14 protein-coding genes are annotated in these 16,797 nt (G+C 59.0%); 4 read left to right on the top strand and 10 right to left on the bottom strand.

Annotated features, from left to right (window positions below; genetic code table 11):
- The 5 genes from ccoN (AACY07_RS06730) to ccoN (AACY07_RS06710) form a co-directional block, all read right to left on the bottom strand.
- Positions 1 to 1,443: a cytochrome-c oxidase, cbb3-type subunit I gene (gene ccoN / locus AACY07_RS06730; RefSeq protein WP_339474067.1), complete on the bottom strand. Its 1,443-nt coding sequence runs from the start codon at positions 1,441 to 1,443 to the stop codon at positions 1 to 3.
- A 478-nt stretch (positions 1,444 to 1,921) separates the two neighbouring features.
- Positions 1,922 to 2,860: a cytochrome-c oxidase, cbb3-type subunit III gene (gene ccoP / locus AACY07_RS06725; protein WP_219261518.1), complete on the bottom strand. Its 939-nt coding sequence runs from the start codon at positions 2,858 to 2,860 to the stop codon at positions 1,922 to 1,924.
- On the bottom strand, positions 2,857 to 3,048 hold the full coding sequence (locus tag AACY07_RS06720; protein WP_019826673.1) for a cbb3-type cytochrome oxidase subunit 3: 192 nt from the start codon (positions 3,046 to 3,048) through the stop codon (positions 2,857 to 2,859). The genes ccoP and AACY07_RS06720 overlap by 4 nt, the downstream gene beginning before the upstream one ends.
- Positions 3,049 to 3,063: 15 nt before the next feature.
- Entirely contained in the window at positions 3,064 to 3,672 is a 609-nt protein-coding gene (ccoO, locus tag AACY07_RS06715; RefSeq protein ID WP_133077162.1) for a cytochrome-c oxidase, cbb3-type subunit II, read from the bottom strand.
- 10 nt (positions 3,673 to 3,682) lie between these two features.
- On the bottom strand, positions 3,683 to 5,107 hold the full coding sequence (gene ccoN / locus AACY07_RS06710; RefSeq protein ID WP_133077163.1) for a cytochrome-c oxidase, cbb3-type subunit I: 1,425 nt from the start codon (positions 5,105 to 5,107) through the stop codon (positions 3,683 to 3,685).
- A 73-nt stretch (positions 5,108 to 5,180) separates the two neighbouring features.
- Here ccoN (AACY07_RS06710) and AACY07_RS06705 point away from each other — a divergent pair, with 73 nt between their 5' ends.
- A complete protein-coding gene (locus AACY07_RS06705) occupies positions 5,181 to 5,867 on the top strand; it encodes an alpha/beta fold hydrolase (protein ID WP_339474065.1) in 687 nt (228 codons plus the stop codon).
- 90 nt (positions 5,868 to 5,957) lie between these two features.
- Here the strand turns inward: AACY07_RS06705 and AACY07_RS06700 are convergent, their stop codons facing one another.
- From AACY07_RS06700 to acnA, 4 genes are all read right to left on the bottom strand, one after another.
- Positions 5,958 to 6,305, bottom strand: coding sequence for a DUF6124 family protein (locus AACY07_RS06700; protein ID WP_339474063.1), 348 nt, complete (start codon positions 6,303 to 6,305; stop codon positions 5,958 to 5,960).
- A 794-nt stretch (positions 6,306 to 7,099) separates the two neighbouring features.
- Positions 7,100 to 8,665 carry a methyl-accepting chemotaxis protein gene (locus AACY07_RS06695; RefSeq protein ID WP_339474062.1) on the bottom strand — a complete coding sequence of 522 codons (1,566 nt, stop codon included), beginning with the start codon at positions 8,663 to 8,665 and terminating at the stop codon, positions 7,100 to 7,102.
- Positions 8,666 to 8,745: 80 nt separating this feature from the next.
- Positions 8,746 to 9,537 (bottom strand): CPBP family intramembrane glutamic endopeptidase, encoded by a 792-nt coding sequence (locus tag AACY07_RS06690; RefSeq protein ID WP_339474060.1) that lies wholly within the window; start codon positions 9,535 to 9,537, stop codon positions 8,746 to 8,748.
- A gap of 115 nt (positions 9,538 to 9,652) precedes the next feature.
- Positions 9,653 to 12,394: an aconitate hydratase AcnA gene (gene acnA, locus AACY07_RS06685; RefSeq protein ID WP_339474059.1), complete on the bottom strand. Its 2,742-nt coding sequence runs from the start codon at positions 12,392 to 12,394 to the stop codon at positions 9,653 to 9,655.
- A gap of 204 nt (positions 12,395 to 12,598) precedes the next feature.
- Between acnA and rlmM the strand changes: the two genes are divergently transcribed.
- Together rlmM and tusA are read left to right on the top strand one after the other, a co-directional pair.
- Positions 12,599 to 13,675, top strand: a complete 1,077-nt coding sequence (rlmM, locus tag AACY07_RS06680) for a 23S rRNA (cytidine(2498)-2'-O)-methyltransferase RlmM (RefSeq protein WP_133077169.1) — start codon at positions 12,599 to 12,601, stop codon at positions 13,673 to 13,675.
- Between the two features lie 14 nt (positions 13,676 to 13,689).
- Entirely contained in the window at positions 13,690 to 13,938 is a 249-nt protein-coding gene (tusA, locus tag AACY07_RS06675) for a sulfurtransferase TusA (protein ID WP_019826659.1), read from the top strand.
- Positions 13,939 to 14,041: 103 nt separating this feature from the next.
- Here the strand turns inward: tusA and AACY07_RS06670 are convergent, their stop codons facing one another.
- Entirely contained in the window at positions 14,042 to 15,442 is a 1,401-nt protein-coding gene (locus AACY07_RS06670) for an MATE family efflux transporter (protein WP_133077170.1), read from the bottom strand.
- A gap of 175 nt (positions 15,443 to 15,617) precedes the next feature.
- On the opposite strand from AACY07_RS06670, the gene pdxB reads away from it, so the two are divergent.
- Entirely contained in the window at positions 15,618 to 16,760 is a 1,143-nt protein-coding gene (gene pdxB / locus AACY07_RS06665; RefSeq protein WP_339474058.1) for a 4-phosphoerythronate dehydrogenase PdxB, read from the top strand.
- Positions 16,761 to 16,797 lie beyond the last annotated feature (37 nt).

Raw genomic sequence — 16,797 nt, 5'->3', positions numbered from 1 at the left:
TCAGTGAGCTCCAACTACAGCAATCTTGCTCGCCGCTTCAGCTTCTGCCGGGTTCGAGGCACGCACGGTGCGGAACACGTTGTAGGCCATGAACAGCATGCCGCTGGCGAAAATGGCACCGCCCAGGGCGCGAACGATAAAGCCGGGGTGACTGGCTTGCAGTGCTTCCACGAACGAGTAGGTCAGCGTCCCGTCGTCGTTGATTGCACGCCACATCAGGCCCTGTGTGATGCCGTTGACCCACATCGAAGCGATGTAAAGCACGGTACCGATTGTTGCCAGCCAGAAGTGCACGTTGATCAGGCCGGTGCTGTACATCTGCTTTTGGCCATAGACTTTCGGGATCATGTGGTACATGGCGCCGATCGAAATCATCGCAACCCAGCCCAGTGCACCGGCATGTACGTGGCCGATGGTCCAGTCGGTGTAGTGCGACAGCGCGTTGACGGTCTTGATTGCCATCATCGGGCCTTCGAAGGTCGACATGCCGTAGAAGGCCAGGGACACAACGAGGAAGCGCAGGATCGGGTCCGTGCGCAACTTATGCCATGCGCCAGAGAGGGTCATCATGCCGTTGATCATGCCGCCCCAGCTTGGAGCCAGCAGGATGATCGACATTGCCATGCCCAGCGACTGGGCCCAGTCCGGCAGAGCGGTGTAGTGCAAGTGGTGCGGACCTGCCCAGATATAGAGGGTGATCAGCGCCCAGAAGTGCACGATGGACAGGCGATACGAGTAGATCGGGCGCTCGGCCTGTTTCGGCACGAAGTAGTACATCATGCCCAGGAAGCCAGTCGTCAGGAAGAAACCTACCGCGTTGTGGCCATACCACCACTGGATCATGGCGTCTGTCGCACCGGCGTATGCCGAGTAAGACTTGAAGAAGCTCACTGGCAGGGAGGCGTGGTTGACGATGTGCAGCATTGCCGTCACGAGAATGAAGGCACCGTAGAACCAGTTACCGACATAGATATGCTTGGTTTTACGCTTGGTAATGGTTCCGAAGAACACAATGGCGTAGACCACCCAGACGATCGCCAGCAGGATTGCCAAAGGCAATTCCAGCTCTGCGTATTCTTTGCTCGTGGTGTAACCCATCGGCAACGTGATGATCGCGCCGATGATCACTGCCTGCCAACCCCAGAAGGTAAACGAGGCGAGCGTGTCGGAGATCAGTCGCGTTTGGCAGGTGCGCTGCACGACGTAGTAAGAGGTGCCAAACAATGCACAGCCACCAAAGGCAAAGATCACAAGGTTGGTATGCAGGGGGCGAAGACGGCCGAAGGTCGTCCATTCAAGGCCAAGGTTCAATTCAGGCCACACAAGCTGTGACGCGATGAAAACCCCGAGCCCCATGCCAAGGATCCCCCAGACCACCGTCATGATGGCGAACTGGCGGACTACCTTATAGTTATAAGCAGTCGGACTGATTGCTGTGCTCATTCTAAGGTTCCACGGTTTAGGTGTTTTATTAGGATAAAAATCGGTCGCAAGTATGTATAAAGCGTAGGGGTATTGCAACGAAGCATGACCCCGGTCAATGCTTTCCAAGGCTTATTCTGCGGCCTTTCCATGCGGGGAGTAAGGTCAAACGGACCTCTCTAAAATGCCGCGCGGAGGGCAAAACCGAAGGGGGAGAAGCGGGCAGGTTCAAGTGGGGGTAAGGCATGGCGAGAGCATGGCGAACTTCGCAATGGACGACAGCCGTTGTAAACCCACTAGTGTGGCCCGTAACAGTGCCCTTCAACTTACCGATTAATTTCACTTGACGTAGAGCCGGGAAAATCCCGATCACGCAAGACAAGAGCTTAGTCCTGAATGGCGGGAGAGCAATAACGGACTAGAAAGAGGTGCGACACTTGGTCGCGCTTTGAGGCGGGAACTGCCGCACCAAAATGATGCGGCAGGAAATGTCTGGTAATTATTCGGCTGTTTTTTCCTCTTGATTACCATGTGACAAGCTGAACACGTATGCCGCCAGTAACTGCACCTTGTCGTTGCCCAGCAACTCGTTTTGCGCAGGCATGTGACCCTGGCGACCGTGGCGAATGGTTTGCTGCAATTGCGCCAGGCTGGTGCCGTAGATAAAGCCCGCAGGTTGGGTCAGGTCCGGCGCGCCCATCAGCTGCATGCCCTTGCCGTTTGCCCCGTGGCAAGCCACGCAAGTGGTGTCATAGGCTTGCTTGCCCGCCGCCAGATCCACCGAAGTGTCTTGCGGCAATGGCAGGCCCGCCAGGTCGTGACGCACGTAGGCGGCAACGTTCTTGACCCCGGCTTCGCCCAATACTTCACCCCAGGCCGGCATCGCGGCAATACGTCCGCCCATGATGGTGGCCTTGATGGTGTCGGCATCGCCGCCCCAGCGCCAGGTGTTGTCGGCCAGATTCGGGAAGCCGAAAGCGCCTTTGGCGTCCGAGCCGTGACACACCGAGCAGTTGGAGGCAAACAGGCGTCCCCCCATTTTCAGTGCGGCCGGATCCTGCGCGACTTGCTCCACCGGCATGGCAGCGTATTTGGCGAAGATCGGCCCGAACCTGGCATCCGCCTTGTCCATTTCCTTCTGCCATTCATTGGCGCCGGTCCAGCCATTTTCATAACCGGGCAGCAGGCCTTTCCAGTTGCCCAGGCCCGGGTAAAGGATCAAGTACCCCACCGCAAACACCAGCGTGCCGACGAACAACATGAACCACCATTGCGGCAGCGGGTTGTCGTACTCCTCGATGCCATCGAAGCTGTGGCCCATGGTCTCGACGGTATCGCTTTTGGTTTCACCCTTGCGCGTACTGACCAGCAGCCAGGTCAGGCCGATCAACGTGCCAATGGTCAGCACGCATATATAAAGACTCCAGAAGGTGGTCATGCTTTGTTACTCCTAGACGCTTGTTCTTGCTCGACGTGTTGAATCGCCTCTGGATCGTCCTTGAATGGCAGTAAGGTCGCGTCTTCAAACTCCGATTTGCGTCGCGGGCTGAACACCCACAAGGCCAGACCGATAAACGCCACGGCCACCACCACGGTGCCCAGGCCGCGAATCATTCCACTACTCATCTCGAAGACCATGACTTACCTCTTGCTCTTGATGGCAGTGCCGAGCACTTGCAGATAGGCCACCAGCGCGTCCATCTCGGTTTTGCCTTGCACCGACTGCTTGGCGTTGGCGATGTCTTCGTCGGTGTACGGCACGCCCAGGGTGCGCATCACTTCAAGTTTTTTCTCGGTATGGCTGCTGTCTACCGGGGCCTCCACCAGCCACGGGTACGCTGGCATCTTCGACTCGGGCACGACGTTGCGCGGGTTGTACAAATGCGCGCGGTGCCAGTCATCGGAGTAACGGCCGCCGACACGGGCCAGGTCCGGCCCGGTGCGCTTGGAGCCCCACAGGAACGGGTGATCCCACACGCTTTCACCGGCGACCGAGTAGTGACCGTAACGCTCGGTCTCGGCGCGGAACGGGCGGATCATCTGCGAGTGACACTGCACGCAGCCTTCGCGGATATAAATGTCGCGACCTTCCAGTTGCAGCGCGGTGTAAGGCTTCATGCCCTCCACCGGGGTGTTGGTCACGTCCTCGAAGAACAAAGGGACGATTTGCGTCAGGCCACCCACACTCACGCACAGGATCATCAGCAACAGCATCAGGCCGATATTTTTTTCAATGACTTCGTGTTTCATTGCCAACTCCTCAGGCCATCTGCGCGGCGGCTACGACTTCAGCGGGCTCGGCGTTACGCACGGTGCGCCAAGTGTTGTAAGCCATCAGCAACATGCCGCTGAAGAAGATCGCACCACCGACCAGTCGTACGACATAGCCCGGATGGCTGGCCACCAGGGTTTCGACGAAGGAGTAGGTCAGCGTTCCGTCTTCGTTGACTGCGCGCCACATCAGGCCTTGAGCAATGCCGTTGACCCACATCGACGCGATGTAGAGCACGGTGCCGATAGTGGCCAGCCAGAAGTGCGCGTTGATCAGGCCCATGCTGTACATCTGCGGGCGACCGAAGATTTTCGGGATCATGTGATACAGCGCGCCGATCGAGATCATCGCTACCCAGCCCAACGCACCGGCGTGTACGTGGCCGATGGTCCAGTCGGTGTAGTGGGAGAGGGCGTTGACGGTCTTGATCGCCATCATCGGGCCTTCAAAGGTCGACATGCCGTAGAACGCCAGTGACACCACGAGGAAGCGCAGGATCGGGTCGCTGCGCAACTTATGCCAGGCGCCCGAGAGGGTCATCATGCCGTTGATCATGCCGCCCCAGCTCGGTGCCAGCAGAATCAGCGACATCACCATGCCCAGCGACTGGGCCCAGTCCGGCAGCGCGGTGTAGTGCAAGTGGTGAGGGCCGGCCCAGATGTACAGGGTGATCAGCGCCCAGAAGTGCACGATGGACAGGCGATAGGAGTAGATCGGACGTTCGGCCTGTTTAGGCACGAAGTAGTACATCATCCCCAAAAAGCCCGCGGTCAGGAAAAAGCCCACAGCGTTATGCCCGTACCACCACTGCACCATGGCGTCAGTGGCGCCACCGTAGAGCGAGTAGGACTTGGTGAAGCTGACCGGGATTTCCAGGTTATTGACGATGTGCAAAATGGCCACGGTCACGATGAATGCGCCGAAGAACCAGTTGCCCACGTAAATGTGCTTGGTCTTGCGTTTCATGATCGTGCCGAAGAACACGATGGCGTATGCGACCCAGACGATGGTGATCAAAATGTCGATCGGCCATTCCAGCTCGGCGTATTCCTTGGAACTGGTGTAGCCCAGCGGCAGGCTGATGGCCGCGAGCACAATCACCAGTTGCCAGCCCCAGAAGGTAAACGCCGCAATCTTGGGCGAGAACAGCGTGGCCTGGCAGGTGCGTTGCACCGAGTAGAACGAGGCGGCGAACAAGGCGCAGCCGCCGAAGGCAAAAATGACGGCGTTCGTGTGCAAAGGGCGCAGACGCCCGAAACTGGTCCAAGGCAAATTGAAGTTGAGTTCTGGCCAGACCAACTGCGCGGCGAGAAAAACGCCGAGCCCCATACCGACGATGCCCCAAACCACCGTCATAATGGCAAATTGGCGGACCACCTTGTAGTTGTAGGCGGTACTTGTAGAAGTGTTCATGGTTCCCCATCCACGGTTCAGGCGAATACAAAGGCACGCCTGGAGTTATAGGCAGACTAAAAGCGAGGCAAGCATGGGTGTAGCAGGCAAGGTCGGTATTGACGGGGATCAATGGCTGCAGTGCGTGGAACAGCGGGGCTGGTTGTGGAATGGCGCCTGTGGAGCCTCATCCGCGACACTGATCCTGGCTCACGGTGCGGGTGCGCCGATGGACAGCATCTGGATGGACGGAATGGCTGAACGCCTTGCTGCACGCGGGGTGAGCGTGTTGCGCTTCGAGTTCCCATACATGGCACAACGACGTCTCGATGGTGGCAAAAGGCCTCCAAATCAGCAGGCCAAATTGCTCGAATGCTGGCGTGAAGTGTTTAGCGAGGTGCGACGGCATGTCGCTGGGCCATTGGTCATTGGCGGCAAGTCAATGGGCGGGCGTATGGCCAGTATGCTGGCGGATGAATTGCACGCGGATGGGCTGGTGTGCCTGGGTTATCCGTTCTACGCGAGCGGCAAACCGGAAAAACCCCGTGTGGCACATCTGGCTGAGCTCAAGACGCCCACCTTGATCGTGCAAGGTGAGCGTGATGCCTTGGGCAATCGAGAGGCGGTGGAGGCCTACACGCTGGCGCCTGGCATTGAAGTGTTGTGGCTGGTGTCAGGAGATCACGACCTCAAGCCGTTAAAGGCCTCGGGGTTTACCCATGAGCAGCATCTGGATGATGCGGCGGACAGGATTGCGCAGTGGTTGCAACACGCCGTGTAGCAGCTGGGAAGGAACGCAGCCTCAGTTGCTACAGAAACCCTTCCGTCATTGAGCAATGACGCGCCTGTCGCCAATCAGGCGCGTGCTGCTTCAGTGCGTTGCCAGTGTGTCCAGCGACTTGTCGACATACCCCTTGGCCAGCTCCACCAGGTGCATGACCGACAACACCAAATCGCGCGCATGCCCGCTCAGGCCATTCCCCGCCTCATTCGCGCAGGCACCCGCACAGCGCAACAAGTCTGACGCCTGGGCCAAAGCCGCTTCTGAATTGACACTGTTCGGGATGGCCAGCATGGCCGTGCCCATGGGGCGTTGAGGCTTATGGTTTTGCAGGTAGTAATTGAGCGCACGTTCGACGGCGATACGATCCAGCAACGGGTCGTGACTGTCAGCAGCATCGAGGGGGACAACAGGGGGATCGGGGGTGATTTTTTTCATGGTTAAAACTCCTGACCAACTTAAAGGAGCTGTCACCTGTCGCTACTAAACGAATGGGTGGCAGCCGTACGCAGGTTAGTAGACCGGTGATCAGGAAACCCGGCGCGCTCGAAGGCGCCCTGCGCACGACCACCATAAAGCGGGGCCGAAAAAAAGCGCCTCACTAAGGTGGCGCCTTGCGCCTGATCACATCGTCGGGCTACTAAACCCAACCGCTGATTGACAGCGATTGGCCGAGACTATTCCTCGAAATGGACAGGCGCAAGCGAGCGGAATCTTCTCGGATGTTTCACGAGAATGAAAGCGAAACGTCGTACGAAATGACTGATTCCCAGGGCCTGAACACCACGTGTAGTCGCTGCCGCAGGCTGCGATAAGGGCCGTAGGACCTTCAAGCAGGGTCGCTGCGCAACCCCTCGCAGCCTCGCTTCGCTCCTCAGCGACTACAGGTTTCGTCGTCAACTACGCGTCGTAGCAGTTGACGAGTAGAACGAGGCTACGTTCGATCGCGAAGCGGTCGCAAAGCCAGTACACGCGGTATGCCTGATAAACCGTGAAAGCTGATTTTACGACGGCTACGTCGGGGTGCCGCATCACGCCGGACGCAGCCTCGTTCTACTCGACAGCTGCTACGGATCGCGAGTACCACTCACCTCGCCCTAGGGGCGAAACCCATAGTTCAGTTGGACACAAATACTGGAGATGTACTCGAAATACCTGTCTTGCGCGCAGCCACTAGAGGAGCGCGTTTGACCGGCAACAGAGTATCTACGCGGTAGGTGTATTCAATACCCTCAGCGGTTAAACCGTTCCACCAGCGAGTACTGGCTGTTTACGGTCTGGCTCAGCTCTTCGCTCAACAGCGCTGAATGCTGCGCCTGTTCCGAAGTCTGGTCTGCCAGGTCGGCAATGGTGCTGATGTTACGGCTGACTTCTTCAGCTACCGCACTTTGCTCCTCGGTAGCCGCTGCGATCTGGGCAGTCATGTCGGTGATATTGGCCACCGCTTCGCTGATGCCCACCAGCGCCTTGTCGGCTTCCAGCACCCGAGCCACGCCCTCTTCAGCCTGACGGTGACCGGCGTCCATGGTTTGGACGGCAGTGGCTGCGGTCTGTTGCAGCTTTGCAATCAGGCTGTGAATTTGCCCGGTGGAAGCGCTGGTGCGTTGCGCCAGTTGGCGCACTTCGTCCGCCACCACGGCAAAGCCACGGCCCATTTCACCGGCTCGCGCCGCTTCGATGGCTGCGTTCAGGGCCAGCAGGTTGGTCTGGTCGGCAATGCCTTTGATCACGTCAACCACGCCGCCGATTTCGTCACTGTCCTTGGCCAGTTGCGTGACGGTGGCACCGGTTTCGCCTACCACCACTGACAGGCGCTGAATGGCTTCGCGGGTTTCACCGGCAATATCGCGGCCGCGACTGGTCAGGCGGTTGGCTTCTTGCGTGGCGTCAGCCGTGCGTTGTACGTGGCTGGCCACTTCTTGTGTGGTCGCGGCCATCTGATTGACGGCCGTTGCCACTTGCTCAGTTTCGACCCGCTGGCGCTCCAGCCCGACAGAGCTCTTGTGGGCCAGGATGTCGGATTGACGGGCTTGCCCGCTCAGATGCTCGGCAGTGTCCTGCAGGCGTGTCAGGCAGGTTTTCAGGCGTGCTTCCTGGCTCAGGATGGACATCTCCAGGCGTGCTTGCGGGCCGCGGCTGTCGGTGTACATCTGTGCGATCAGCGGGTCAGACGTGGTTTGTTCTGCCAGGCGAAGCAGTCGCTTGATCCCGCGCTGTTGCCAGGTCAGGCCCAGCAGTCCCAGCGGAATCGACAGCAGGGCTGCCAGGGCAAAACCCCAGCTGGAGTTGAGCAGGGCACCAATCGTGAAGCTCAATTGACTGACCAGAATAAAGGGCAACCAGTCCTGCAGCACCGGTAGCCACTTGTCACGCTGCGGCACTGCCGATTTGCCCCGGTTGAGGCGTGAGTACAGGCCTTCGGCACGGCGGATCTGTTCGGCGGTCGGTTTGATCCGTACCGACTCGTAGCCCACCACGCGTTCGTTCTCGAAGATCGGGGTGACGTACGCATTGACCCAGTAGTGGTCGCCATTTTTGCAGCGGTTCTTGACGATACCCATCCACGGCGCGCCCTTTTTCAGGGTGCTCCACATATGCTCGAACACGGCAGTCGGCACGTCGGGATGGCGCACAAGATTGTGCGGTGCGCGTATCAGCTCCTCACGCGAAAACCCGCTGATTTCCATAAAGTCATCGTTGCAATAGGAAATCACGCCTTTGGCATCGGTCGTGGAGATCAACCGTTGTTGCGCGGGGAATGTGCGTTCGCGTTGAGTGATGGGCTGGTTGTTACGCATGTCGTTTCAATCCGCAAGACTTTGACAGGCTGTCGGCATGGGTAAGAAATTGTTTAATTTATATTTCAGGAGCCGGCCCGTCAGGGGGTCAGCATCGGGTAGGTGAAAAACACGAAATGCAGCACGTTGAGCCCAAAGTGGGTGGCAATTGCCGCGCCCAACCCGCCAAAGCGGTAAGCCAGGCCATAGCCGACTCCGGCCAGCCCCGCCAGCAACATCCATTGCCAGCCAGCGGCGGCATGCGCCAGGCCAAACAGCGTCGAGGCCGCGATCAGCGCTAAAGTCTGGCCATAAGGCAGCATTTTGAGTTTTCGGCTCAGCCCGCCCTGGATGTAGCCGCGAAACAGCGCCTCCTCCACCAGTGTTACCAGCAGCAGGTTGTTCAGCAGCCAGAGAGTGCCCTGGGGCGGCCATTTCGGTGCCCATGCGATCATGCCCAGCAGCATCGCGCCGCCCAGCGCCATGCTCGCCGCCAGCGCCAGGCCCATTAAAGTGGCGCCCAGAGACACGCGCCAGGCAAAGCGTGGCGCGATCCACGGGCACACCAGCAGCAGCCAGAAACCAATCAGTGGTTTGTCCAGATTGAAGTACATCGAAAACGGCACTGCATCAGGCGTCAGTCGCATGGGGCCGATGGCTTTTCCGTTGTGGAAACCGGGTAGCCAGTGCAGGGCCAGCGCGATAGCCAGCAGAACAAACAGTGCGTGCCCGGCATAGCGCAGGTAATGGTTTTTGGTTTGTAGAACGGCGAGCCCGCTGAGGGTCAGCAGGCCAAGTGCGATTAGGGTTTGAACACCCAATTGCCCAAAGCTCAGGGCAAGGCCGTAGCCGAGGGTCAGAAGTGCCAGATAAGGCCATGGCAGAACAATCATGAAAATCCTTGGAATCGTTAAAAAAGCACCCCGGATCCAGTCCGGGGCGCGCCAGTATAACGACTCAAAAGGCTGAGCATGCGGGCAAGCCCGCTTCTACAGTGTTCAGGTGTGGCTAAGAGGCAATCAGCTGACGCAACACATAGTGCAAAATCCCTCCCGCTTTGAAGTATTCCACCTCGTTAAGCGTATCGATCCTGCACAGCACTTCGACTTTATCCTGGCTGCCATCCTCGCGGGTGATCACCAGCGTCAGGTTCATCCGTGGTTGTAGTTGCGCGCCGGTAAGCCCCAGGATATCCAGCGTCTCCTTGCCTGTGAGGTTCAGGCTCTTGCGGTTCTGGTCGAGCTTGAACTGCAATGGCAGAACGCCCATGCCCACCAGGTTCGAGCGGTGGATACGCTCAAAGCTCTCGGCAATGACCGCTTTGACCCCCAGCAGGTTAGTGCCTTTGGCTGCCCAGTCACGGCTGGAACCGGTGCCGTATTCCTGACCGGCAATCACCACCAGCGGTGTACCGGATGCCTGATAGGCCATGGCTGCATCGTAGATCGGCAGTTTCTCGCCGGTGGGAATGTAGATCGTATTGCCGCCTTCTTCGCCCCCGAGCATTTCGTTGCGAATGCGGATATTGGCAAAGGTGCCGCGCATCATGACTTCGTGGTTGCCGCGTCGTGAGCCATAGGAGTTGAAATCCCGTGGCTCGACGCCTTTCTCACGCAGATAGCGTCCGGCGGGGCTGTCCGCCTTGATGTTGCCCGCAGGGGAGATGTGGTCGGTGGTGACCGAATCGCCCAGCAGTGCCAGGATATTCGCCGCCTTGACGTCAGCAATCACCGGCAACGGCCCGCTGATGTTGTCGAAAAACGGCGGGTGCTGGATGTAGGTCGAGTCGGCCTGCCAGACATAAGTCGCGGCTTGGGGGACTTCAATGGCCTGCCACTGGGCATCACCGGCAAACACTTCAGCGTATTCCTTGTGGAACATACCGGTGGTGACCTGGGCCACGGCGTCGGCGATTTCTTTCTGGCTGGGCCAGATATCGCGCAGGTACACCGGTTGGCCGTCTTTGCCGGTTCCCAGCGGGTCACGGCTGATATCAATCCGCACGGTGCCCGCCAGGGCATAGGCCACCACCAGCGGCGGTGAGGCCAGCCAGTTGGTTTTCACCAGCGGGTGGACGCGCCCTTCAAAGTTGCGGTTGCCCGACAGTACCGAGGCCACGGTCAGATCGGACTGGGTAATTGCCTTTTCAATCGGCTCAGGCAGTGGCCCGGAGTTGCCGATGCAGGTCGTGCAGCCGTAGCCCACCAGGGCGAAACCCAGTTGATCGAGGTAGTGGGTCAGGCCGGCGGCCTTGTAGTAATCGGTCACGACCTTGGAGCCTGGTGCCAGGGACGTCTTGACCCAGGGCTGGCTCTTCAGGCCTTTTTCGACGGCTTTTTTGGCCACCAGCCCGGCAGCCATCATCACACTCGGGTTCGAAGTGTTGGTGCATGAGGTGATGGCTGCAATCACCACGGCGCCGTTTTTCAGGCGATAGGTATGGCCATCAACGCTGTAATCCGCTTCGCCGATCAAGTCTGCATTGCCCACAGCCACACCGCCGCCGCCTTCGCTTTCCAGACGGCCTACTTCTTTAGGGGTGGGTTTGAATTGCAGGCTGAGAAACTCATCGAAGGCCTGGCCGACATTGGGCAGCGACACCCGGTCTTGCGGGCGTTTTGGCCCGGCCAGACTGGCTTCGACGGTGCCCATGTCCAGTGCCAGGGTTTGCGTGAAAACCGGTTCCTGGCCCGCTATCCGCCACAAACCCTGGGCCTTGCAATAAGCCTCGACCAGTTTGACCGTGGCGGCAGGGCGTCCGGACAAACGCAAGTAGTCCAGAGTGATTTCATCCACCGGGAAAAAGCCGCAGGTTGCGCCATATTCCGGGGCCATGTTGGCAATGGTGGCACGGTCGGCCAGAGGCAGATCGGCAAGGCCATCGCCATAAAATTCGACGAACTTGCCGACAACGCCCTTGCTGCGCAGCATTTGCGTAACTGTCAGCACCAGATCCGTCGCGGTGATGCCTTCTTTGAGTTTGCCGCTGAGCTTGAACCCCACCACTTCCGGGATCAGCATCGACACGGGCTGGCCGAGCATGGCGGCTTCGGCTTCGATCCCGCCCACACCCCAGCCCAGTACGCCGAGGCCATTGATCATGGTTGTGTGGGAATCGGTGCCCACCAGCGTATCCGGGAAGGCATACGTGCGACCGTCTTCGTCTTTGGTCCAGACCGTACGACCCAGATACTCCAGGTTGACCTGATGGCAAATTCCGGTGCCGGGCGGGACAACGCTGAAGTTATCGAAGGCATTCTGCCCCCAGCGCAAAAACGCATACCGCTCGCCGTTGCGTTCCATCTCGATGTCGACGTTTTGCTCAAAGGCGCTGGCGCTGGCGAACCGGTCAACCATCACCGAGTGGTCGATCACCAGGTCAACGGGAGACAGCGGGTTGATTCGCTGCGGATCGCCACCCGCCTTGGCCATTGCGGCGCGCATGGCGGCCAGATCGACCACTGCCGGTACACCGGTAAAGTCTTGCATCAGCACACGGGCAGGGCGGTACTGGATTTCCCGGTCGCTGCGCCGCTCCTTGAGCCAGGCAGCCAGCGCCTTGAGGTCAGGCTCGGTAACGGTTTTGCCGTCCTCCCAGCGCAGCAGATTTTCCAGCAACACTTTGAGCGACATGGGCAGCTTGTTCAGATCGCCCAGTGATTGGGCGGCGAGTTCAAGGCTGAAGTAGTGATAAGTCTTATCGTCGACTTTTAGTGTGGCTAGGGTGTTCAGGCTATCGAGGGAGGACATGAAATGACTCCTTTAGACGGATCACGTGGCACAAACAGAGCTTCTAACCTAGCTCTGATTCCGGGCTCTGGCTAATAACTGGACTGTCTATGGGGGTTCAAGGTTCCGAACTCGGCTATCATGCCGACCTTTTCGTGACAGTCCTTGCGCCAAATCAAGGATGCGCAGCTGGCCAATTCCTGCCAGCTGCCCAGGAGTAATTCAATGAACACCGTTTTTATGCACTGCCGGCCCGGGTTTGAAGGCGAAGTCTGCTCGGAAATCGCCGAACACGCCGCCCGCCTCAATGTGTCTGGCTATGCCAAGGCCAAGCCGAGCACTGCCTGCGCCGAATTTGTGTGTACCGAAGAAGGCGGCGCTGAACGCCTGATGAAAGGCCTGCGTTTTGCCGAGCTGATTTTCCCGCGGCAATGGGCCCGTGGCGGCTTTGTCGATCTCCCGGAAACCGACCGGATCAGCGTTATTCTTGAGCACATGGCGGACTTTCCGGTGTGCGGCAGCCTGTGGCTGGAAATAGTCGACACCAATGACGGTAAAGAGCTGTCCAACTTCTGCAAAAAGTTTGACGCCCATCTGCGCAAGGCGTTGATCAAGGCCGGCAAACTGGTAGAAGACGATGCCCACAAGCCGCGTCTGCTGCTGACCTTTAAAAGCGGGCGCGAAGTGTTTCTCGGGTTGGCTGAAGCCGATAACTCGGCCATGTGGCCCATGGGCATTCCGCGTCTCAAGTTCCCCCGTGAAGCGCCGAGCCGCTCCACACTCAAGCTGGAAGAAGCCTGGCATCACTTTATCCCCCGTGATCAATGGGATGAGCGCTTGCACAGTGACATGACCGGCGTGGACCTCGGCGCGGCGCCAGGTGGCTGGACCTGGCAGTTGGTCAATCGCGGCATGATCGTGACCGCCATCGACAACGGCCCAATGGCTGAAAGCCTGATGGACACCGGCCTGGTTCAGCACTTGATGGCCGATGGCTTTACCTTCAAGCCCAAGCAACCGGTGGACTGGATGGTCTGTGACATCGTAGAGAAGCCGGCGCGCAATGCCGCGATGCTTGAAGAGTGGATCGGCGAAGGTCATTGCCGTGAAGCGGTGGTCAACCTGAAACTGCCGATGAAGCAGCGTTATGCCGAAGTGCGCCGCTTGCTCGACCGTATTGCAGATGGCTTCAAGGCGCGGGGTATTCAGGTCGAAATCGGCTGCAAGCAGCTGTATCACGACCGTGAAGAAGTGACCTGTCATTTGCGTCGACTGGACGTTAAAAAACCTAAATCTCGCTGATTCGGGAGTAACTGATGAGTTTTACTGACCTGCCGGTTGACGGCACCCTGGACGCCACCGGCCTTAACTGCCCTGAGCCGGTGATGATGCTGCACCAACACATTCGCGACCTGGCGCCGGGTGGCTTGTTGAAAGTCATTGCCACCGATCCCTCGACCCGGCGCGACATTCCCAAGTTCTGCGTGTTTCTTGACCATGAACTGGTGGGGCAACAGGAAGAGGCGGGCAAGTACCTGTACTGGATCCGCAAGAAGCAGGATTGAGCTGGACCCGTAGTCGCTGCCGAAGGCTGCGAAGGGTTGCGGAGCAACCCGTTATATTGAAGGCCCCGCAGTCCTTCCCGCAGCCTTCGGCAGCGACCACGTGTTATGCGGCGCGGCGAATGTGTTTCTTCGCACTGCGCGCCAGCCGCACGCCGAGCATCAGCGCGGCGCAGGTCAGGCCGACGATCAAACCTTGCCATAGCCCGCTCGGGCCATTGGCCTCGCCAAACCAGTCGGTCAGCCCCAGCGCGTAGCCCACCGGCAAACCGATGCCCCAATACGCGAACAGCGTCAGAACCATCGTCACCCGCGTGTCTTGATAGCCCCGCAGGGCGCCGGCTGCGGTGACCTGGATCACGTCCGAAAACTGATACAGCGCAGCAAACATCAGCAGCATGGTTGCCACCTCGATCACCAGCGGGTCGGCGGTGTAGACGGTCGCAATCTGCTCACGCAGCAGCAGGATCAGGCTGGCGGAAATCGCCGCCCATACCAGCGCTGTGCCCATGCCCACGCCAGCGACAAATCGCGCTTCGCGAGGCTGTTGACGGCCCAGGGCCTGGCCAACACGCACGGTGATGGCCATGCCCAGCGAATACGGAATCATGAACACCAGCGAGCTGAAGTTCAGGGCGATCTGATGGCCCGCCACCACGGTTGCACCGAGACTGCCGATCAGCAGCGCAATCACCGCAAAAATACTCGACTCGGCAAATACCGCGATACCAATTGGCAGGCCCACGCTGAGCAAGCGTTTGAGGATCGCCCACTGTGGCCATTCAAAATGGCTGTACACCTTGCTCGACTGGTAGACAGCCCCTCGCCAGGTGCAGACCACCATGCCGATGGCCATGAACCACATCACAATGGCCGTGGCCCAACCACAGCCCACACCGCCCATGGCGGGTACGCCAAAGTGACCATAAATAAAGATGTAGTTGATCGGGATATTGAGTGCCAGGGCACTCAGCCCCAGCACCATGCTTGGTCGGGTTTTACCCAGGCCATCGCTGAAATTGCGTAATACGCAATACAGCCCGACTGCGGGCATGCCACTGGCGATCCCGTACAAATAACCCATGCTCGGCTCGATCAAGTCAGGGTCGACCTTCATCCCATGCAGCAGGGGTTCGGCACCGATCAGAATGAGGGCCGCACACAGGCCGGTAATCAATGCCAGCCACAGCGCCTGGCGCACGATCGGGCCGATGTCGCTGTGGGCATCCGCGCCAAAACGTTGGGCCACTTTGGGTGTGGTGGCTAACAAAATGCCCGACATCAGCAGAAACACCGGGACCCAGATGGAGTTGCCCAGCGCCACGGCCGCCAGATCCCGCGGGCCGACGCGCCCGGCCATCACCGCATCGACAAACCCCATTGCGGTGGTGGCGATTTGCGAAATGATGATCGGAAACGCCAGTGCCAGGAGTGCGCGCACTTCTGTACGAACCCGGGCCGGGCGGCTGACAGCGGTAGAAGGGGGAGTATGAGTGACAGAGTTCACAAGCGTGCATCCACAGTGTTTAACGCGCAAAGCTGGCGATTGTACCCTTGACCAAATGGTCAGAAAACATTGAGTTGTAGGAGCTTTGTAAGCGTGACTGTGAGTACCTTCCACACCCGGCTGGCCCATTCATCGCAACAACGCCTACACTGCCACTCCGCGAAAGGAGCCTGCCATGTTGATTGTTGCTGACGAAAATATTCCGCTGATCGAAGAATTTTTTGCTGACTTCGGTGAAATACGCCGTTTTCCGGGGCGCCAGATCAGCCGTGCCGACGTGCATGACGCCGATATCCTGCTGGTGCGCTCCGTGACGAAAGTCGATCGCGACCTGCTCGAAGGCAGCGCGGTACGGTTTGTCGGAACATGCACCATCGGCACCGATCACCTGGCCCTCGACTACTTTCAGCAAGCCGGAATTCAGTGGTCCAGCGCCCCCGGTTGCAATGCCCGGGGCGTGGTCGACTACGTGCTCGGCAGTTTGTTGACCCTGGCCGAGATCGAAGGTGTCGATCTGACGCAACGCACCTACGGCGTGATTGGCGCCGGTGAAGTGGGCGGGCGCCTGGTCAATGTGCTGCGTGCCCTGGGCCTCAACGTGCTGGTGTGTGATCCGGTGCGACAGGCAGTCGAGGGGGGCGATTACGTCAGCCTCGAACACATCATTGAGCATTGCGATGTGCTCAGCCTGCACACTCCGCTGGATAAAACGGGCGACTACCCGACCTGGCACTTGTTCGACCAGCAGCGTCTGGAGCAACTGAAGCCGGGCACCTGGTTGATCAACGCCAGCCGGGGCCCGGTGATTGATAATGCCGCATTGCGCACAGTGCTCACCCGGCGCGAAGACCTCCAGGCGGTACTGGATGTGTGGGAGGACGAGCCGCAAGTTGACGTCGAACTGGCTGACTTGTGCGTACTGGCGACCCCGCACATCGCCGGGCACAGCCTGGATGGCAAGCAGCGGGGCACCGCACAGATTTATCAGGCGTTGTGCGATTTCCTGGGCCATACCCCGCAGGTAAAACTTGCCGATCTGTTGCCTGCCCCTTGGCTGGCGAAGGTCGAGCTGAGTGCCAACACCGATCCTGGCTGGGCAATGGCCATGATCTGTCGCGGCGTTTACGACCCGCGCCGTGACGATGCGGATTTTCGCCGCAGCCTGATCGGCAGTGTCCAGGAGCAGAAGCTGGCGTTTGATGCTTTGCGCAAGCACTACCCGATTCGCCGCGAGATCGAAGGTTTGCCCGTGCATATCGAGGGCGAATCAGTCGCCTTGACCCAACTGGTCAAAGCGTTGGGTGCGGTGCCGGTCTAAAAGTCCAGGGCACAAAAAAACCGGCCCTACGCAGTAG

Origin of the sequence: Pseudomonas sp. RL_5y_Pfl2_69 (assembly GCF_963970465.1) — a bacterium.
In the GTDB taxonomy this organism is placed as follows: domain Bacteria; phylum Pseudomonadota; class Gammaproteobacteria; order Pseudomonadales; family Pseudomonadaceae; genus Aquipseudomonas.
This window is presented reverse-complemented; position numbering and strand designations above follow the sequence as displayed.